This window comes from Streptomyces katrae, from assembly GCF_000717655.1.
Classification (GTDB): domain Bacteria; phylum Actinomycetota; class Actinomycetes; order Streptomycetales; family Streptomycetaceae; genus Streptomyces; species Streptomyces katrae_B.
Genome location: NZ_JNZY01000001.1, coordinates 351137 through 370671, shown reverse-complemented (window position 1 = coordinate 370671; position 19535 = coordinate 351137). Strand labels below are relative to the sequence as shown.

The following is a 19535-nucleotide window of genomic DNA, read 5'->3' as shown; positions in this document are numbered from 1 at the left end:
GTAGGGACGCGCCGTGACGCGTACCTACCAGGTGATGTCCATCCTGCCGCAGCCCAGGAGCCGGCGGAGCACCGAGCCCGGGAAGCGGGCGGGGTGTCTACGCTGGGTGGTGTTGTCGGACCATTTCCCGTCGGCCCTGCCGGCGGCCCTACGAGCCGAGGAAACCCGTGAGCGACACCCCATTCGGATTCGGCCTTCCGCCGGAGGAGCCGGAGAACGGCGACGAGGGCGAGAAGAAGGGCAATCAGGGCGGTCAGGGCGGCCCGAATCCGTTCGGGTTCCCGGGCATGGGCCTGCCGGGCGGCGCCGGCGGCCCCGGCGGCGCGGACAATCCGTTCGCCGCGATGTTCGGTTCGATGAACCCGAACGACCTGGGCGCGGCCTTCCAGCAGCTCGGCCAGATGCTCAGCTACGAGGGCGGTCCCGTGAACTGGGACATGGCCAAGGACATCGCCCGCCAGACCGTCGCCCAGGGCACGGCGGACGGCGTGAAGGACACCAGCGTCGGCGTCGCCGAGAAGTCCGCCGTCGAGGAGGCCGTGCGCCTGGCCGACCACTGGCTGGACGGGGTGACCTCGCTGCCCTCGGGCGCCACCACGTCCGTCGCGTGGAGCCGCGCCGAGTGGGTCGAGGCGACCCTCCCGGTGTGGAAGGAGCTCGTCGACCCGGTCGCCGAGCGCGTCGGCGCGGCCATGGGCAGCGTCCTGCCCGAGGAGATGCAGGCCATGGCGGGCCCGCTGCTCGGCATGATGCGCTCGATGGGCGGGGCCATGTTCGGCCAGCAGATCGGCCAGGCCGTGGGCGTGCTCGCGGGCGAGGTCGTCGGCTCGACCGACATCGGCCTGCCGCTGGGGCCGGCCGGCAAGGCCGCCCTGCTGCCGCTGAACATCGAGAGCTTCGGCAAGGACCTGGGCGTCCCCGCCGAGGAGGTGCGGCTGTACCTGGCGCTGCGGGAGGCGGCCCACGCCCGGCTCTTCGCCCACGTGCCGTGGCTGCGCTCGCACCTGTTCGGCGCGGTCGAGGGGTACGCGCGAGGCATCAAGGTCGACACCTCGAAGCTGGAGGACGTGGTCGGCCAGCTCGACCCGTCGAACCCGGAGCAGCTGCAGGAAGCCCTGCAGGGCGGCATGTTCCAGCCGCAGGACACCCCCGAGCAGAAGGCCGCGCTGGCCCGCCTGGAGACGGCGCTCGCGCTGGTCGAGGGCTGGGTGGACGCGGTCGTGCACGAGGCGGCCAAGCCCCGGCTGACCTCGGCGGACGCCATGCGCGAGACCATGCGCCGGCGGCGCGCCTCGGGCGGCCCCGCGGAGCAGACCTTCGCGACGCTGATCGGGCTGGAGCTGCGCCCGCGCCGGCTGCGGGACGCCTCGCGGCTGTGGGCCTCGCTGACCGACGCGCGCGGCGTGGACGGCCGCGACGGGCTGTGGGAGCACCCGGACATGCTGCCGACGGCCTCCGACCTGGACGACCCGGACGGGTTCGTGCACCGCGAGCAGCTGGACTTCTCCGAGATCGACAAGATGCTCGGCGAGGCGGCGCAGAAGCGCGATCAGGCCGCCGACCAGGGCAAGCAGGGCGATCAGGGCGACGGTGACTCCGACGGCGAGGGTGAAGCGAAGAAGTGAGCCTGTACGACGACGCGGTACTGGTCCTCAAGGACTACGAGGGCCAGCCCGAACTGCGGGACCTCTATCTGGAGCACCTGGCCGCTCACCCCGACGGGGTCTACAAGCCCTGCCAGGCCGGGCACATCACCGGCAGCGCGCTGGTCGTCGACCCGGCGGGCGGGCGCGTCCTGCTGACCCTGCACAAGAAGCTCGGCATCTGGCTCCAGATGGGCGGCCACTGCGAGCCCGAGGACACCACCCTCGCCGGGGCCGCGCTGCGCGAGGCCGTCGAGGAGTCGGGCATCGCGTCCGGGCTGACCCTGCTGCCGGGCGGCCCGGTGCGCCTGGACCGGCACCCGATCCCGGCGCCGTGCAACTGGCACCTGGACGTGCAGTACGCGGCGCTGGCGCCGGCCGGCGCGGTGGCGGAGATCAGCGAGGAGTCGCTGGACGTGCGCTGGTTCCCGTACGAGGAGGTGGCGGCGGTGGCCGACACCTCGGTCGTCCGGCTGATGGAGGCGACCCGAGCGCGGCTCTGACGTGCTCTGAACAGCCCGGAAGGGGCAGCCCCGCATCCGCGGAGCCGCCCCTTCCGTGTGTGGCCGCTCAGTTCCAGGCGTTGTTCTGGTTCTGGGCGTGGGCGCCGTGCTGACCCATGCCGTACTGCGCGGCGATGCCCTGCCCGAGCTGGGCGTTCTGCGGCGGCAGCACCTCGCTCGGCTGCACCAGCGCGAAGCCGGTGCCGAGGAAGCTGAGCTCCCAGCCCTCGCCGGTGTTGCCGCGCCGCCGCCAGACGCCGGTGGAGTGCGTCTGGGCCTGCATCTGCACGCGCAGCGAGGTGGACCAGGCGACGATCGCGTCCGCGTCGGCGTTGACGTACTTGTCGGGCGTGACCTGCATCATCAGCGGCTGCCCGGAGGTCATCAGCGCGACCTTGCCGCGGCCGGAGATGTTGAGCTGGTACTTGCCGGAGCCGGAGATCCCGTACTGGCTGTCCACCGCGATGACCTCGGTGTGCAGGGTGGAGTCCATGGCCAGGACGTAGCTGCTGTCGACGGTGAGCCCGTCGTGGTCGACGTCCACGACGTGCACGTACTGGGCGAGGTTGGCGAAGTAGACCGTGCCCTGCCCGGAGCAGCGCATCAGGTCGAGGCCCTCGCCGGTGCGGCGGCGGGCGTTGCGCTGGTTGCTGCTCTGGTACTCGCCGTCGAAGTCGATGATCCCCTGGTAGGCGACCATCGCGCCCTTGCGGGCGAGTACGTCGTCGGAGCCGGTCAGGGTGACCCGCAGCAGCTGCGGGTTCTGGACGGCGTACCGCTCCTGGGACTGCGCCTCGGCGTGGGCGAAAAGTGCGCTCTGCATGATGTGTCCGCTCCCCCTCAGCCCCGGGTCCGGAGCCGGTCGGTGCTGTCCTCGCTGGGCTGTACGACGACGATGCCCTGGCCGGAGAAGGCCATCTGGTAGGCCTCCCCGCTGCCCCGGCCGATCATCGACGAGGCCTTGAAGCTGCGCTTGCCCTTCACCTTGAGGTTCGGGGACCAGGCGACGAGCGCGTCGGGGTCGACGTACGTCTCGTCCTCGCCGCGGCCGCAGTCGACGACGATCGGGGTGCCGCGGGAGGTGATCGCGACCCAGCCGGTGCCGGCGACCTGCACGTTGAACAGGCCCTGGCCGGCGAACTTGGCCATGCCCTTGACCCGTTCGACGCCCCACTGGAGGTGGGCGTCGAAGGCGAGCAGGTTGGTGCCGTTGACCGACAGCGCGTCGTTGTTGAGGTTGATCACGACGACGTCGGCGCCGTAGTCGGCGAGATAGAGCAGGCCGTCGCCGGTGCACTTCATCAGCGGGGCGCCCTCGCCCGTGAGCCACTGCGAGGCCATCTGGCGCAGGGCCGGCGGATTGGGCTCGTACTGGACGAAGCCCTCGTACGCGACCATCGATCCGGTGCGCGCGAAGAGGTCCTGGCCGCTCTGCATGGCGACCTTGAGCATGGCCCGGCCGTGGTTCTCCATGCGGGCCGTGACGGGGGTGGGGGCGTAGCCCGCGAGCTGCTGGTTCATTGCGTTCATGACGGGCTCCCTCAGACCTCGTACGGCTGGACGACGATGAAGTTGCCGGGAGCGCCGCGGAACTGGAGGTTCACGGTCTCCCCGCTGTGGCCGGGGTAGGCGTTGCGCCGCAGCCGGACCTGGCTGGAGACGATCACCTGGGAGGCCGCGGACCACGCGACGATGGCGTTGCTGTCGGCGAAGGTGGTCGGGGTGACGGGCAGCACGACCGGCGTGCCGTGCGTCTTGACGATCACCGTGCCGGAGCCCTGGAACAGCATGGTGAACAGGGCTCCGCCGGGGATGCCGTGGCCCTCGATGCGGCGGACCTCGTGCTGGAGGGACTCGTCGAAGGCGAGGACGCTCTCGGCGGAGACGCAGATCCCGTCGCCCTGGAGCTCGATGGCGTGCAGGTGCGCACCGTTCTCGGCGAGGAAGACCTGGCCCCGGCCGCTGCAGCGCATCAGCTGCATCTCCTGGCCGGTGGCGTTGCCGACGATGCGGCCGGCGAAGCCCGCGCCCTTGTAGCTGAAGTCGACCTTGCCCTGGTAGAGGACCATGCTGCCCTGGCGGGCGAGGACGGGCTGGCCGCCCATCGCCAGGTCGACCCGCATGAGCTGCTGGTTCTGCGCGGTCCAGCGGGTGCCGGTGGGGACTTCCTTGTACGGCTGGAGGGCGGCGGCCAGACCGGCGCCGGCGGCCTGCGGGGCGCCCTGGCCGTAGCCGGGCTGCTGGCCGGGCACCTGCCCGGGCGCCTGGCCGTACGGGGGCGGCTGCTGGCCGGGGACCTGGCCGTAGCCGGGGGGCTGCTGGCCGTACGGGGCGGGGGCCGGTGGCGGGGCCTGGCCCTGGCCGGGCATCTGGCCGTACGAGGGCTGCGGCTGCTGTCCGTACGGCGGCGGGCCGGGCGGCTGCGGGGCGTGGGGCGGCTGGCCGTACGGCGCGGGGGCCGGCGGGGTGGTGATCGGGCCGACCATGGTCGGGGCCGAGTGCACCGGGGCGGGAGCGGCCGGCTGCTGGTACTGCGGGGCGGGGGCCGGGGCCGGCTGCGGGACGTGCGGGGGCTGAGGTGCCTGGGGTGCCTGGGGTGCCTGGGGTGCCTGCGGGGCTTGGACCGGGGCGCCGAAGGACGGCGCCGGAGCCGCTGCCTGTGGCGGCGGGGCGAAGCCCGGGGCGGCACCGGCCTGGGCCTGGGCCTGGGCCTGGGCCTGCGGCTGCTGCTGAGCCGGCGCCTCGTCCTCCTCGGCGACCTCGCCGCCGAAGTTCTTGAGCAGGGCGGCGAGTCCGCCGTCGAAGCCCTGGCCGACGGCGGCGAAGCGCCACACGTCCTTGAGGTAGAAGTCGCCGAGCATCACCGCGCGCTCGGTGCTGAACTCCGCGCCCGTGAAGGAATACCGGACGACTTCCTCGCCGCCGGCCACGATCCGGATGTAACCCGGGCCGATCTGCGACATCTGTCCGGCGCCGTCGATCGTGGCGGTGAAGGACAGCTTGTGGATGCTCGCCGGAACGCGGTCGAGCGTCACCCGGAAGGACTCGGTGTCGCCGGCCTGCGTGCCCAGCTGCTGAATGGACTCCTCAGGCGACTTCGGCTGGTTGTAGAAGACGAAGTAGCGGTCGTCCGACAACTGCTCGTTGGCGTCTAGCCCGAAGCAGCTGATGTCGAAGGCGAGTCCGGGACCGGCGATCTGGACACCCACGTACAGATCGGTGCCTGCCGTCAGATCGCTGATCTTGGCCTTGTGACCGCGTTGGAATTCCCTGGCCATACGTAACGACCGTCCCCCATCCCGACAGTGAAATGCGTGCCGCTCAGGCTAGCCGCATCTGCCGACATCCGGCCAAGCCGGTACCGACCCGGTACATATCGATACGTACGCGCCCGACGGTGCGCGGGCGGGTCATTCCTCGCGGGCCGCCGGGACCTTGGGGAGGCGCTCGGCGGCGACCACTCCCTCGAGGTAGCCGCGGGCCCGCTCGGTGCGGGGGTAGGCCTCGAGCAGTTCCCAGAAGCGGGGGCCGTGGCCGGGCACGAGGAGGTGGGCGAGTTCGTGGAGCAGCACGTAGTCGACGACGTACTCCGGCATCCCCTGGAGGCGGTGCGAGAGCCGGATGCTGCCTTCGGCCGGGGTGCAGGAGCCCCAGCGGGTGTTCTGGTTGGTGACCCAGCGCACGGAGCGGGGGCGGGCACGGGCGCTGAAGTACTGCTCGGACAAACGCTCGGCGCGCTCGGTGAGTTCCGCGTCCCCGAGGGTGCGCTTGCTCTCCTGCGCGGCCAGCTTGTCGAGCATGACCCCCACCCATCGCCGTTCCTCGGCCTCGGACATCCGGGCAGGAATGAGGACCACCGTACGGTCACCCTCGCGGTAGGCGGATACGGTCCTGCGGCGGCGCGCGCTCCGGCGGACTTCGACGGCGCGCTGCTGTGGGTCGGCGGACACGCCCAAGACCGTACCCGCTCGCCGTGGCGGAAGTCGCCCTGCTCCACGGTTCGAACATGATCGATTCTGAGCCGGTACAGGAAACACCCTTTTTCTCCATCTCATATGCCTAATAACCCTTGCCTGTGGACAAATGCGCGCACGGAATGCGGCGGGCGGGCACTCTGCGGGAGAAGGGAAAGAGGCGGAGTTCATACGAGGGGGGAAAGCCATGTATCCGAAGGTGAAGCCGGCGCTGGCGAGGGCCTGGCGGGATCTGCAGACGGTGCAGTTCGGGGTGACGCCCGCGCATGCGGTGGTGCTCGGCCCGGTGGACACGGCGACGGGATCGCTTCTCGACCGGATCGACGGGACGCGGGGCATGGAACTGCTGCGCGCGGAGGCGGCGGCCGTGGGACTGCCCGAGGGTCAGGTGGACGCGCTGGTGCAAAGGCTGGCGGCGGCCGGGCTGCTGGACGATGCCACCGCGGGCGGGGCGCGGGCCCAGGCGGTGCGCAAGCGGCCGGAGACCCTGGAGCGGCTCGGACCCGATCTGGGCTCGCTCTCGCTGGTCCACCGCGACCCGGGAGGGGACTTGCGCGGGGTCGCCGCCCGCCGGGCCATACGGGTCCAGGTGCGCGGGAGCGGCCGCGTGGGCGGGTTGATCGCCGGGGTCCTGGCAGGAGCCGGCGTGGGCCGCGTCGAGGTCCTCGACGGCGGCCGCGTGGAGCCGGCGGATGTGGCTCCGGGCGGACTGGGGCCCGGCAGCATCGGCCGATTGCGGGCCGAGGCGGCGGCCGGGCTGGTCCGCGCATCGGCCCCGGGGCGCGCGCCGCGGACCGCCGAGCACGAGGGACCCGAGCCGGGGGTGTCCCTGGTGGTGGTCGCGCCCCGGGACGGCCTGCAGGCATGGGCCCCGGATCCCGGCCTCGCGGCCGACTGGATCGCCACCGGCACGCCGCACCTGTATGCCGGTGTTCTGGAGGGCACGGGCCTGGTGGGGCCGCTGGTGCTGCCGGGCGCCACGGCGTGCGCGGGCTGCATGGAACGCGACCGGGTCGAGGCGGACCCGGCGTGGCCCCGGATGCTGGTCCAATGGCGCTCGGCCCACCGCCGCCGCTCCACCGCGGCCTGCGACCTGGGCCTGGCCACGGCGGTGGCCGGCCTCGCCGCGGCCCACGCCCTGTCCTTCCTCGACGGCGAAATCCCCGCCTCCACGGCCGCCCGCTGGGAAGCCGCCCTCCCGGCCCTCCACTGGGACCGGACCCCACTGCACCCCCAGGCCGCCTGCCCCTGCGCGGCGGCCCGGGTCCCGGCGGAGCAGGCGGCGGGGTCGTGAAGGCTCGACCCGCTGTCCGGCGATGGCTGGATCGGTGTCCGGTCCGGGGCGGGTGCCTCGGGCGGGGTGGGGTGGGGGCGCCATGACAGGATGCGGGTGGCCGAGGGGTCATCCTGAACCGCCGCTTGCGGCACAGCAGTCTGGGAACTGGAGGGGCATATGTCTGATCTTCCCCGGAAGGCGGTCACCCGTACCGTCAAGCTGGCCGCGCTGCCGCTCGGCTTCGCGGGCCGGGTCACCTGGGGGCTGGGGAAGCGGATCGGGGGCAAGTCCGCGGAGATCGTGGCGCGCGAGCTCCAGCAGCGGACCGCCGAGCAGCTGTTCCGCACGCTCGGGGAGTTGAAGGGCGGCGCCATGAAGTTCGGGCAGGCGCTCTCGGTCTTCGAGTCGGCCCTGCCCGAGGAGGTCGCCGGGCCGTACCGGGCTGCGCTCACCAAGCTCCAGGAGGCGGCCCCGCCGCTGCCGGCCGAGACGGTGCACCAGGTGCTGGCGGAGCGGCTGGGCGCCGACTGGCGGGACCTGTTCGAGGAGTTCGAGGACAAGCCGGCCGCGGCCGCCTCGATCGGGCAGGTGCACCGGGCGGTGTGGCACGACGGCCGGCAGGTCGCGGTGAAGGTCCAGTACCCGGGGGCCGGCGAGGCGCTGCTGTCGGACCTCAGGCAACTGGGGCGGTTCGCCGGGCTGCTGGGGCCGCTGATTCCCGGTATGGACGTCAAGCCGCTGATCAAGGAGTTGCGGGACCGGGTCGCGGAGGAGCTGGACTACGAGCTCGAGGCCGAGGCCCAGCGGATCCACGCGGACGCGTTCCAGGGCGACGAGGACGTCGTCGTACCGGACGTGGTGCACCAGGGCGACCAGGTGCTGGTGACCGAGTGGATGGAAGGGACCCCGCTGTCGGAGGTGATAGCGGACGGCACCGAGGAGGAGCGCGACGGCGCCGGTCAGCTGCTGGCCCGGTTCCTCTTCTCGGGGCCTGCCCGCACCGGGCTGCTGCACGCCGACCCGCACCCGGGCAACTTCCGACTGCTGACGGGGGCGGACGGCCGGATGCGCCTCGGCGTGCTGGACTTCGGCACCGTCGACCGCCTGCCCGGCGGCTGGCCCAAGCCCATCGGCACGTCGCTGCGGATGACGCTCGAGGGCGATGCCGAGGGGATATACGGGCACCTGTGCGCCGAAGGGTTCGTGAAGGAGACCATCGAACTGGACCCGGAGGCGGTGCTGGACTACCTGTTGCCCATCATCGAGCCGGCCCAGGCAGAGGAGTTCACCTTCACGCGGCCGTGGCTGCGCGGTCAGGCGGCCCGGATCGCCGATCCCCGTTCCCCCGCACACCAGTTGGGCCGGCAGATCAATCTGCCGCCCTCGTACCTGCTGATCCACCGGGTGACGCTGAGCACCATCGGCGTGCTCTGTCAGCTGGGCGCGACGGTACGGCTGCGCAGCGAACTGGAGTCCTGGCTACCGGGGTTCCTGCCCGAGGAAGCCTGAGGGCCCAGGTCACCACCAGGACGAATCGAGGCGGCCCTCGATCGCCCTGAGGTTGGCGCGCGCGCAGTCGACGCAGAAGTACTGTCTGCTCCCGTTCTCCACCGAGCAGGTCCAGGTGGGCGGGGCGCCGTCGGGTGCCTTCTTGCCGCAGCGCGCGCAGACGACGGGCTGGGCCTCGGGTCCCGACGGGGCGGGGTGGGGAGTCGGCTGGTCCACCTCCAGACGATATCTCCGCAAGGGGTGGAGAACCGTCCGCAACGCACCGGGGGGACCGGTCCGTTCGGACCGGTCCCCCCGTACGCTGCTGCGCCGCTGGTCAGCGGCAGTTCAGCGGCTGATCAGTGCATGACCGCCATGGCGAGTGCACGCCGGGCGCGCAGCGAGACGCGCTCGGCTCGCCGCTGCATGCGGCGTGCGGCGACCAGGCGCAGGGCCTGACGCTCGGCGTCGACCTCACGCATGCGGTCGTCCATATGGGCACGAGCCAGGGCTTCTGGGATGAGTTGCATTTCACGGGTCCTGTTCTGACGCGAGGTGATCGCGCCGGCGGTGATGAAGTCTGCGGTGGCGGAGCCGTACGGCTGCTCGCTCGGCGTGTGGGCGGTCATGGAGGCCTGCTTCAAGGGGTCGTGCGTCACGGGGCGGTCGATGGTTCCGATGGCGGTCATGCCGCAACAACCGGGTTCTTGCGCGGACGGCCACGGGGGCGCTTCCGGGCTACGACGACACCCTGGACGAACAGCTCGCCACCCCAGACACCCCAGGGCTCGCGGCGCTCGACCGCACCGGCGAGGCAGGCCTCGACCAGCGGGCAGGTGGCGCACAGGGACTTGGCGTACTCGACGTCCGCCGGGGACTCGGCGAAGAAGACCTCGGGGTCGTAGGTACGGCAGGCGACGGGTACGCCGAGGTTCTCGATGGCGTCGTCGAGCGCGGTGAGCGCGGTGAGGGGAGTCAAGGTGGAGTCCTCCGGGACTGCGGGCGGGGAGATCGTCTGGGTCTGCGGTACGGACGGGGCGTGCGCTTCGAGTTGCACGGTGTTTTCTTCCTCGTCTTGGTTGGCTAGTCGTTCCGGCCGGGTCCGGCCGGGGGCGGCTGGGCTACCTCTCACACCGACTGGTCTTGCCAGTCCCGAGGCTCCTTCGTGCCGTCGTCCCCGTTCGGGGACAAACAGAAGGGCCGCGGATCCCGGGTGGGGTTCCGCGGCCCTGAAGGCGCCGGCCTGATCTTGGAATCAGGCTGGATCACTCCAGGGTTCGAGCCCGCGGAAGGCCCACATCAGGTGGTGCTGCTGCTTCGTCTGCTTCGTCTGCTGCGTCTTGAATCCGGCACTGGCGGCACCGGCTGCGGCCGCAAACCCATAGGCGCCATGCGCCTGGGCTTCCAGTACTGCCACCGGTGCCTGGGTCGGTCGCTCATTCCGCTCGCTCGCAAGGCGCGCGGCGGGCGCGGCCAGCAGGGCGCGGCTGTCAGCGCAAATCGCAGACAGACCGGTACCCAGGAGCGGGAGGAGCGAGGAGGAGCCGAGCGTGCAGGAAGCGGCGACCGAGCGATCGGTCATTTTGGTGCTGGTGATGAAGCTGGCCACTGGTCTCGCCTCCTCTCGGCGTCTCGGGGACGGGGCCCGGGGGCCTGTCCCATACGTATTCGGATAAGTACAGCACGGATCCGGAGCTTCGGAGAAGCCACCGTTTCCGTTGCTAAGAACCTATGGGGATTCGCTGGGCATGTGCAAACTATTTTTCCGACGAGTTTCTACGCGTCGTCAGAATCCGCGTCCCCAGGCTCCTGACCTGCACAGATGGCCAGGACGTCGGCCCCGTACCGGTCGAGCTTGCGGCCGCCGACTCCAGAGATCATCGAGAGCTCGCCCTCCTCGGACGGCGCGGCCTCGGCGATCGCGACGAGCGTCCGGTCCGTGAACACGCAGTACGCGGGCAGCCCCTGCTCCTTCGCCTGCCCCGCGCGCCACTCGCGCAGCCGCTCGTAGAGGCCTTCGTCCATGTCGGACGGGCAGTCGTCGCAGCGCATCAGTTTCAGCTCGCCGGCCTCGGTCAGGGTCTTGCCGCACACCCGGCACAGCGCCGGGCCGCGGCGGCCCCGCTTGCGGACACCCCGCTCGGCCGTGGCGTCTCCGGCGCCCGCCCTGCCGCCCGGGGCCGCAGAGCCCGGCCGCAGCCCGTTCAGGAAGCGGCTGGGGCGTCGGGAGGCACGGCCGCCCGGAGCCCGGGAGAGCGCCCAGGACAGCGTCAGGTGCAGCCGCGCCCGCGTGACGCCGACGTAGAGCAGCCGGCGCTCCTCCTCCACCTGCTCGTCGGTCTTGGCGTACGTGATCGGCAGCATGCCGTCGGTCAGGCCGGCCAGGAACACCGCGTCCCACTCCAGGCCCTTCGCCGCGTGCAGCGAGGCGAGGGTGACGCCCTGGACGGTCGGGGCGTGCTGGGCGGCCCGGCGCTCGTCCAGCTCGACGGTCAGGTCCGCCAGGGTGGCCCCGGGACGGCTCCGGGCGAAGTCCTCCGCGAGCCGGACCAGGGCGGCCACGGACTCCCACTGGTCGCGGACCGCGCCGGAACCGGCGGGCGGCTCGCTGGTCCAGCCGGTGGAGCTGAGCACGGCCCGCACCTGGGAGCCGAGCTCGACGACGTCGTCGAGCAGCGGGTCGTTCCCGCCGGAGCGGGCGGCGCCGCGCAGGGCGAGGATCGCCTTCTGCACCTCGCCCCGCTCGAAGAAGCGCTCGGCGCCGCGCAGCTGGTACGGGACCCCGGCGTCGGCGAGGGCCTGCTCGTAGACCTCGGACTGGGCGTTGATGCGGTAGAGCACGGCGATCTCGCCGGCCGGGACGCCCGCCGCGATCAGGTCCCGGATCCGGATGGCGACGCCCTCGGCCTCGGCGGGCTCGTCGGGGTACTCGGCGTAGACCGGGTCGGGGCCGGGCTCGCGCTGGGAGACCAGCTCGAGGCGGTGTTCGGCGGCGCGGCCCTTGGCCTGGGCGAGGAGCCCGTTGGCGAGGTGGACCACCTGGGGGGTGGAACGGTAGTCCCGGACCAGCTTGACCAGGGTGGCCTGCGGGTAGCGGGTGCGGAAGTTCAGCAGGTGGTCCGGGGTGGCCCCGGTGAAGGAGTAGATCGTCTGGCTGGCGTCACCGACGACGCAGAGGCTGTCGCGCTCGCCGAGCCACAGGTCGAGCAGCCGCTGCTGGAGCGGGCTGACGTCCTGGTACTCGTCCACCACGAAGTGCTGGTACTGGGTGCGGATCTGTTCCGCGATGTCGTGCCGGTCCTGGAGGATGCCGACCGTGAGCAGCAGCACGTCCTCGAAGTCGATCATGCCGCGGTCGCGCTTGAGCTGCTCGTACGTCCCGTAGATCTGGGCGATCTCCGCCATGTCCCGGGGGGCATCGCGGCCCGCCTTGAGGGCGGCCGCCGGATAGTCGGAGGGCACGGTCTGGGTGACCTTCGCCCACTCGATCTCGCCGGTGACATCGCGCAGCTCGCCCCGGTCGAGCCGGATGCGGCAGCGCGCGCCCGCCTCGGCGACCAGCTGGACCTTGCGCTCGACGAGCCGGGGCACCTCGCCGCCGATCGCCCTGGGCCAGAAGTACTGGAGCTGGCGCAGGGCGGCGGAGTGGAACGTCCTCGCCTGCACCCCGCCGGCGCCGAGGGAGCGCAGGCGGCCGCGCATCTCGCCGGCGGCGCGGTTGGTGAACGTGACGGCCAGCACGCTCGCCGGCATCAGCTGGCCGGAGCGGACCCCGTAGGCGATGCGGTGGGTGATCGCCCGGGTCTTGCCCGTCCCCGCGCCCGCCAGCACGCACACCGGCCCGCGCAGGGTCGTCGCGACCTCGCGCTGCTCCGGGTCCAGGCCCAGGAGCACCGCGTCGGCCGAGTCGGCTCCGGCAGGGAAGGATGAGAGGTGCGTTGCTGATGTCACCCCGCCATGCTGCCAGGTCTGCAGAGGCGCACGGGAAACTTGTCCACAGGGTGTGGGCATTCTTCGTACCGGCGTCCTTGACGGACGTGACGTACTTGACGTACCAGCCGTACCGCGGGTGCGGGAATGGCCCCGCGGTCCCGTACGTTCGAGTACTCGGACCACCCAGACCCCACAGAGGAGAGCGCAGCATGCAGGACACGGGTTCCGTCACGATGTACAGCACGACCTGGTGCGGCTACTGCCGCCGGCTGAAGACCCAGCTGGACCGGGAAGGCATCGCGTACAACGAGATCAACATCGAGCTGGACCCCGAGTCCGCGGCGTTCGTCGAGAAGGCGAACGGCGGCAACCAGACGGTCCCGACCGTCCTCGTGGTGTCCCCGGCCGGCACCGAGGCCGTCATGACGAACCCGAGCCTGGCCCAGGTCAAGCAGGCCCTCGCCGTCTGAACCGCAGCTCAGCGCGCTGTGTGGACAGAGCTGCGTGAACGCAGAGCTGCGTGAACAGAAAGGCCCCCGCCGCGGCGGGGGCCTTCTGCCGTGTGAGAAGCCTTACGCCGTCCGTCCCGCGCCCTACGCGAGCGGGCGCGGCAGCGGCTCTCCGTACCAGCGCTCGACCAGGCGGGCCGCAATGGAGATCCCCGACGGGGGCACCATCGCACCCGACTCGAACGCCGCGCGCAGCTCCTCGCGGGAGAACCAGCGGGCCTCCTGGATCTCCTCGCCGTCGACCGTGATCTCCGTGGTGGTGGCGCGCGCCGTGAAGCCCAGCATCAGGCTGTACGGGAACGGCCAGGGCTGGCTGGCGACGTACTCGACCTCGCCGACCCTGACGCCCGCCTCCTCCCACACCTCGCGCACGACCGACTGCTCGATCGACTCGCCCGGCTCCACGAACCCGGCCAGCGTCGAGAAGCGCCCCTCCGGCCAGTGCACCTGCCGGCCCAGCAGCGCACGGTCGTGCTCGTCGGTGACCAGCATGATCACCGCCGGGTCGGTGCGCGGGTAGTGCTCGGCTCCGCAGCCCGGGCAGCGCCGGATGTGCCCGGCGGCCGCGACCACCGTCCGCTCGCCGCAGCGGGAGCAGAACCGGTGCATCCGCTGCCAGTTCTCCAGGGCCACCGCGTGCACCATCAGCCCGGCGTCGCGCGGGGACAGCAGCAGTCCGGCCTCGCGCAGGCCGGCCGCGCGGGCCGACTGGTCCATCCGGCCGGGCAGCGCGTCCTTCTGGAGCGCGAAGTACCGTACGCCGTCCTCGTCGGTGCCGAGGAAGTAGCGGTGCGTCTCGGTGACCGGGGCCTCGAAGGCCGGGGTCATCACGATCCCGGTCTCCCCGTCGGGGGTGTCGTCGATCAGGACCTGGCCGCCGGAGACCACGAACACGCGGGTCGTCGGGTGGCTCCAGGCGGCGGCGAGCCAGGCCTCGTCGAGGCGGTGGTGCGCGGCGCGGTCGATTCCGCTGGGCGCGGTGAGCGAGATCGGCTGCTCGGTATGGGTGCTCACAGGTACTTCCAACTCCCCCGGTGGTGGGACAGGCAGGCTCGGCGACTCGTGACTCTTGACTCGGTACGTCTCGGTACGTGCGGTGCGGTGGCGGGTGCGTGCGTCAGGCGGGCTTCCCGTGGTGGGCGGCCAGGTCGCCCCACAGGTGGGCGGCCGTTTCGACGCCCTTGAGGAGCAGGTCCAGCTCGACCTTCTCGTTCGGCGAGTGCCAGCCGTCCGACGGCACGGAGATGCCGAGGAACAGGACGGGCGCGTCCAGGACGTCCTGGAGGTCCGCCGCCGGTCCGGAGCCGCCCTCGCGGGTGAAGCGGACCTTCTCGCCGAAGGCGCGGCCCATGGCCCGCACGACGGACTGCAGCGCCGGATGGTCCAGCGGCGTCAGGCACGGCCGGGTGGGGGCGCCGAAGACGATGGAGTGGCGGATCCCCTCCGGGATGCGCGCCGCGACCCAGTCCCGGACGGCCGCCTCGACCTCGTACGGGTCCTGCCCGGACACCAGGCGGAACGACAGCTTCAGGTGCGCGGAGGCGGGCACGATGGTCTTGCCGCCGGGGCCCTGGTAGCCGCCGCCGATGCCGTTGACCTCGGCGGTCGGGCGGGCCCAGACCCGCTCCAGGGTGGAGTAGCCCTTCTCGCCCGCGGTGGCGTGCGACTTGGCCGTACGCAGCCACTCGGACTCGTCGAACGGCAGCTCGGCGATCAGCGCCCGCTCCTCGTCCGTGAGCTCGGCGATGTTGTCGTAGAAACCGGGGATCGTGACCCGCTCGTCGGCGTCGTGCAGCGCTGCGACCAGGCGGGCGGCGACGGTGGCCGGGTTGGGCACGGCCCCGCCGAAGGCGCCGGAGTGGATGTCCTGGTCGGGCCCGTGGAGGTCGATCTCGCAGTCGGCGACGCCGCGCATGCCGGTGCAGACGGTGGGGGTGGTCTCGGACCACATGCCGGTGTCGGAGACGATCACGACGTCGGCCGCGAGGCGCTCCGCCTCGCGCTCGACCAGGGCGCGGAAGTGCGGGGAGCCCGACTCCTCCTCACCCTCGACGATCAGCTTGAGGTGCACGGCCGGGGCCTCGGCGCCGGTCGCGGCCAGGTGGGCCCGTACGCCGAGGGTGTGGAAGAAGACCTGGCCCTTGTCGTCGGCGGCGCCGCGCGCGTACATCCGGCCGTCGCGGATCACCGGCTCGAACGGGTCGGTGTGCCAGCCGTCGGCGACGGCGGCGGGCTGCACGTCGTGGTGCCCGTACACGAGGACGGTCGGGGCGTCCGGGTCGGCGCTCGGCCACTCGGCGAAGACGGCGGGCGCGCCGGGGGTCGGCCAGATCTCCGTGACCGGGAAGCCGGTCTCCTTGAGCTTGGCGGCGAGCCATTCGGCGCTGCGACGTACGTCGTCCGCGTGCTCGGGCTGGGCCGAGACGGAGGGAATGCGGAGCCACTCGGCGAGGTCGTCGAGGAAGGCGCCGCGGTGGGTCTCGATGTACGTGCGGACGACGTTGTCCGCCGGGGTTTCGCTCATGCCCTGAGCCTAACCGCCGGGTTGCCGGTCACTGTCCGTGGCCGGTTCGCCTTGGAGGATCCGCTCAAGACCGGCCCGGTCGGGGAGGTTGCGGGGCCTGATCACGCGGCCGCTGCGGACGTGGAGGAAGGCGGCGGTGACCCGGTCGAGGGGCGTGCCGGTGGCTTCCGCCCAGGCCAGGCGGTAGACGGCGAGCTGGAGGGGGTCGGCCTCGGTGGTGCGGCCGGTTTTCCAGTCGACGATCTCGTACGAGCCGTCGTGGTTGCGGTACACGGCATCGATCCGGCCGCGGACGACGCGGCCGGCGAGGGTGAGCTGGACCGGGACCTCCATGCGGTGGGGGGTGCGCTCGGCGTACTCGCTCCGCTCGAAGGCGGCCTTGAGGGAGTCGAGGTCGGCCTCGTCGGCGATCTCCTGGTCGGAGCCGGGCAGCTCGGTGGCGGGGTCGAGGACGTCGAGGAGCGGCAGCGGGAGCTCGTCGAACCGGGACTCGACCCAGGCGTGGAAGCGCGTGCCCTGGCGGGCCGCGGGCTGCGGGGGCTTGGGCATGGGGCGGGCGAGGTCGCGGGCGAAGCCCTGCTCGTCCGCGGCGAGGCGGAGGAGCTGGCTGGCGGAGAGGGCGGCCGGCAGCTCGACGTCGCGCACGGCGGCGCGGGCACGCCGGAGCTCGCCCTCGAGGGCGTCGAGATCCCGGTCCCAGGATGCGATGGCCCGGGCCTCCTCGGGCGTGAGCCGTGCGGTGCCCCGGACCCCGGGCGCGGCTGTGACGCCGGGAGGCGGGTCTGCGGCCCACGGCTCCTCGGAGCCCGGCACACCGGAGCCGGCCTCGGCGCGGGCGGGCGGCACCGCCGCGCCGTCGCTCGGGGCGGAAGCGGCGAAGGCCGCGTCCGCCGCCCAGAGGTCGGCGTCGTCCGGCGCGGGCAGGGCGTCGTCTCCGGCCCAGAGGCCGGCGCCCGCCTCGGCACGCGCGTGCGGGACCTGCGGGGCGGTGGCCGGGGCGGCCCAGGGGGCGTCTGCCGCCCACAGGTCGGCGTCGGCAGAGGCGGGTTCGTCCGCGTACGACGGGTCCTCGCAGTGCGGGGGCCAGACGAAGGGGTCCGCCGGGGCCAGGGCCGGGTCCGGGTCCGGGGCCGGGTCCGGGGCCGGGGCCGCCAGGTGGGACTCGACCAGGGCTGCTGCCTCGCGGCGGAGCCTGAGGGAATCCGGGTCCAGGGGCAGCGGCCAGGACCGGTCCGGGGTGGACTCCGTGGCCAGGGACGGGTTCTCCGCGTCCGGATCCGGTTCCTCCGCCCAGGCTTCGATCTCGCCGTGGCCCGCCACGCAGTGGTCGTGGAGGGAGGACAGGAACGGGGACGGGCCGCGGCGCTTCTTCTGCGTGGGGCCCCACCAGTGCGCCGAGGCCAGGAGGAGCGAGCGCGGGCGGGTGAACGTCACGTAGCCCAGGCGGAGTTCCTCCACCGCCTTGTGCTCCTTCAGGGCGGCCTTGAAGGACTTCAGGCCTGCCGAGGTCCACGCCGGATCGGCCGGGAGGGTGGCCGCGTCGCCGCGCAGACCGTACGGCAGGACCTTGGCGTACGAGGTCCACGGCTCCGGGGCCTTCTCCTTCGGGAACGAGCCCGCGCAGAGGTCCGGGACCACCACCACGTCCCACTCCAGCCCCTTGGACTTGTGGGCGGTGAGCACCTTCACCGTGTTCTCCCCGCCGGGCAGGGCGTGGTCCAGGCCCTTCTCGTACTGGACCGCCGTGCGGAGGAAGCCGAGGAAGGCCAGCAGGGACGCCTCGCCGTCCAGCGACGCGAAGCCGGCCGCCACGTCCAGGAAGCCGGACAGCGACTCGCGGCGCCGGGCCGCCAGCGCGTGCGGCGACGCCGACAGCTCCACGTCGAGGCCGGTCGCGGCCAGCACCCGGTGCAGTACGTCCATCAGCGGGTCGGAGAGCGAACGCCGCAGGTCACGCAGCTCCTGGGCCAGGTGCGCGAAACGGACCCGGGCTGCGGCAGAGAACGGCAGGTCGTCCGCAACAGAGCCGGAGCCGTCGAGGAACGTCTCCAGCGCGTCCGCCAGCGACACGATCTCCGCCGGGTCCACGCCCTCCACCGCCGCCGCGAGGCGCTCGTCCGGGTCCACCTCACCCGCCGCGCGGCCGACCAGCTGCCGTGCCCGGCGGCCCAGCAGCGCCAGGTCGCGGGCGCCGATCCGCCAGCGCGGGCCGATGAGGAGCCGGACCAGGGAGGCGTTGGCCCCCGGGTCCTGGAGCACCTCGCACACCGCGACCAGGTCCGCGACCTCCGGCAGGTGCAGCAGCCCGGAGAGCCCGACGACCTCCACCGGCACGTCCCGGGCCACCAGTACGGCCTGGATCTGCGCGAAGTCCCGCGCGGACCGGCACAGCACCGCGATCTCGCGCGGCTCCGTCCCCGTGCGGACCAGGTGCGCGACCGAGTCCGCGAGCCACTCCATCTCCTCGGCGTGCGTGTTCAGCAGGGCGCAGCGGACGGTGCCGGCCTGCTCCTCCCCCGGCGCCGCGCGCAGCGCTTCGACGCCCTCGTGCATGGACCGCAGCGGGGCGGCCAGCTCGTTGGCCAGGTCGAGGAGGCGGCCGCCGCTGCGCCGGTTCTCGCTCAGCGAGAACCGGGTCGCGGGGCTGCCGTCGGCGTGCGGGAAGTGCTCGGGGAAGTCGTCCAGGTTGGCCACGGACGCTCCGCGCCAGCCGTAGATCGCCTGGCAGGGGTCGCCGACGGCGGTCACGGCGTGTCCGCTGCCTCCGCCGAACAGGCCGGACAGCAGGAGGCGCTGGGCCACGGACGTGTCCTGGTACTCGTCGAGGAGGACCACCCGGAACTCCTCGCGCAGCAGCGCCCCGACCTCGGGCCGGGTGGTGGCGAGCTGCGCGGAGAGGGCTATCTGGTCGCTGAAGTCGAGCAGGTCGCGGGAGCGTTTGGCGGTGCGGTAGCGCTCGGTCAGCTCCAGCAGCTCGAGGCGGCCGCGCACGGCCTCGGGGACCTTGCGCAGGTCGTCGTTGGTGAGCTTGGCGCCGGCGAGGGCGTCGAGGAGCTCCGTGTCGTACGCGCGCAGCTCGGCCGGGGTGACCAGGTGCTCGGAGAGTTCGCCGTCCAGCGCGAGCAGGTCGCTGACCAGGTCGGGGACGGATTTGGTGAGCGCCGGGTACGGGCCGGGCGCCTCGCGGAGCACGCGCGCGGCGAGCTGGAAGCGGGTGGCGTCGGCGAGGAGGCGGGCGCTGGGCTCCAGGCCGATGCGCAGGCCGTGGTCCTTGAGGAGCTGGCCGGCGAAGGCGTGGTACGTGGAGATGCGCGGCTCGCCGCCGGCCGCGTCGGGCCCGGCGGCGGTGGGGGTCCCCCCGGCGAAGCCGGGGGGAGGGTCCGGGTCGGTGATGCCGGCCCGCGCGAGGGCCTTGCGCACGCGCTCGGCGAGCTCGCCGGCGGCCTTGTTGGTGAAGGTCAGGCCGAGGACCTGCTCGGGCGCGACGGCTCCGGTGCCGACCAGCCAGACCACGCGGGCGGCCATGACCGTGGTCTTGCCGGAGCCGGCGCCGGCCACGATGACCTGAGGGGCGGCAGGGGCGGTGATGCAGGCCAGCTGTTCGGGCGTGAAGGGGATGCCGAGGAGCTCCTTGAGCTGCTCGGGGCCGGTGAGGACGGACGGACGCGCGGACACGTGAAGAGGC

The 19535-nt window shown here is 72.7% G+C and carries 17 protein-coding genes; 5 read left to right on the top strand and 12 right to left on the bottom strand.

Going from position 1 to position 19535, the window contains the following annotated elements:
• Positions 1-167 precede the first annotated feature (167 nt).
• Positions 168-1625: a zinc-dependent metalloprotease gene (locus tag IF09_RS0101760; RefSeq protein WP_030291240.1), complete on the top strand. Its 1458-nt coding sequence runs from the start codon at positions 168-170 to the stop codon at positions 1623-1625.
• Complete coding sequence (locus IF09_RS0101755) at positions 1622-2146, top strand: NUDIX hydrolase (RefSeq protein WP_030291239.1); 525 nt, start codon at positions 1622-1624, stop codon at positions 2144-2146. The genes IF09_RS0101760 and IF09_RS0101755 overlap by 4 nt, the downstream gene beginning before the upstream one ends.
• Positions 2147-2213: 67 nt before the next feature.
• Here IF09_RS0101755 and IF09_RS0101750 read toward each other — a convergent pair whose 3' ends face one another.
• The 4 genes from IF09_RS0101750 to IF09_RS0101735 all read right to left on the bottom strand — a co-directional run bounded on the left by IF09_RS0101750 (position 2214) and on the right by IF09_RS0101735 (position 6201).
• Complete coding sequence (locus IF09_RS0101750; protein WP_030291237.1) at positions 2214-2969, bottom strand: AIM24 family protein; 756 nt, start codon at positions 2967-2969, stop codon at positions 2214-2216.
• Positions 2970-2986: 17 nt separating this feature from the next.
• Positions 2987-3667 carry an AIM24 family protein gene (locus tag IF09_RS0101745; RefSeq protein WP_030291234.1) on the bottom strand — a complete coding sequence of 227 codons (681 nt, stop codon included), beginning with the start codon at positions 3665-3667 and terminating at the stop codon, positions 2987-2989.
• Positions 3668-3687: 20 nt separating this feature from the next.
• Positions 3688-5424 (bottom strand): TerD family protein, encoded by a 1737-nt coding sequence (locus IF09_RS0101740; RefSeq protein ID WP_030291233.1) that lies wholly within the window; start codon positions 5422-5424, stop codon positions 3688-3690.
• A 132-nt stretch (positions 5425-5556) separates the two neighbouring features.
• The gene (locus IF09_RS0101735) at positions 5557-6201 is read right to left on the bottom strand and encodes a M48 family metallopeptidase (RefSeq protein WP_418953008.1); all 645 of its coding nucleotides are present in this window, start codon (positions 6199-6201) and stop codon (positions 5557-5559) included.
• A 106-nt stretch (positions 6202-6307) separates the two neighbouring features.
• Here IF09_RS0101735 and IF09_RS0101730 point away from each other — a divergent pair, with 106 nt between their 5' ends.
• A complete protein-coding gene (locus tag IF09_RS0101730; RefSeq protein ID WP_030291230.1) occupies positions 6308-7414 on the top strand; it encodes a ThiF family adenylyltransferase in 1107 nt (368 codons plus the stop codon).
• A 159-nt stretch (positions 7415-7573) separates the two neighbouring features.
• On the top strand, positions 7574-8905 hold the full coding sequence (locus IF09_RS0101725; RefSeq protein ID WP_030291227.1) for an ABC1 kinase family protein: 1332 nt from the start codon (positions 7574-7576) through the stop codon (positions 8903-8905).
• A gap of 9 nt (positions 8906-8914) precedes the next feature.
• Here IF09_RS0101725 and IF09_RS0101720 read toward each other — a convergent pair whose 3' ends face one another.
• From IF09_RS0101720 to IF09_RS0101700, 5 genes are all read right to left on the bottom strand, one after another.
• Entirely contained in the window at positions 8915-9121 is a 207-nt protein-coding gene (locus tag IF09_RS0101720) for a hypothetical protein (protein WP_030291226.1), read from the bottom strand.
• Positions 9122-9243: 122 nt separating this feature from the next.
• A complete protein-coding gene (locus IF09_RS0101715; protein WP_030291224.1) occupies positions 9244-9573 on the bottom strand; it encodes a hypothetical protein in 330 nt (109 codons plus the stop codon).
• A complete protein-coding gene (locus tag IF09_RS0101710) occupies positions 9570-9941 on the bottom strand; it encodes a WhiB family transcriptional regulator (protein WP_030291222.1) in 372 nt (123 codons plus the stop codon). Before IF09_RS0101710 ends, IF09_RS0101715 begins: the two co-directional genes overlap by 4 nt.
• 198 nt (positions 9942-10139) lie before the next feature.
• Positions 10140-10493: a hypothetical protein gene (locus tag IF09_RS0101705; protein ID WP_030291220.1), complete on the bottom strand. Its 354-nt coding sequence runs from the start codon at positions 10491-10493 to the stop codon at positions 10140-10142.
• Positions 10494-10660: 167 nt separating this feature from the next.
• Positions 10661-12895: an ATP-dependent DNA helicase UvrD2 gene (locus tag IF09_RS0101700; RefSeq protein WP_051831994.1), complete on the bottom strand. Its 2235-nt coding sequence runs from the start codon at positions 12893-12895 to the stop codon at positions 10661-10663.
• A 131-nt stretch (positions 12896-13026) separates the two neighbouring features.
• Between IF09_RS0101700 and IF09_RS0101695 the strand changes: the two genes are divergently transcribed.
• Positions 13027-13287 (top strand): mycoredoxin, encoded by a 261-nt coding sequence (locus tag IF09_RS0101695; protein WP_030291216.1) that lies wholly within the window; start codon positions 13027-13029, stop codon positions 13285-13287.
• A gap of 123 nt (positions 13288-13410) precedes the next feature.
• Here IF09_RS0101695 and nudC read toward each other — a convergent pair whose 3' ends face one another.
• The 3 genes from nudC to IF09_RS0101680 form a co-directional block, all read right to left on the bottom strand.
• On the bottom strand, positions 13411-14352 hold the full coding sequence (nudC, locus tag IF09_RS0101690) for an NAD(+) diphosphatase (protein WP_030291215.1): 942 nt from the start codon (positions 14350-14352) through the stop codon (positions 13411-13413).
• A 91-nt stretch (positions 14353-14443) separates the two neighbouring features.
• On the bottom strand, positions 14444-15850 hold the full coding sequence (locus tag IF09_RS0101685) for a dipeptidase (RefSeq protein WP_030291213.1): 1407 nt from the start codon (positions 15848-15850) through the stop codon (positions 14444-14446).
• Positions 15851-15859: 9 nt separating this feature from the next.
• On the bottom strand, positions 15860-19525 hold the full coding sequence (locus IF09_RS0101680; RefSeq protein ID WP_030291212.1) for an ATP-dependent DNA helicase: 3666 nt from the start codon (positions 19523-19525) through the stop codon (positions 15860-15862).
• Positions 19526-19535 lie beyond the last annotated feature (10 nt).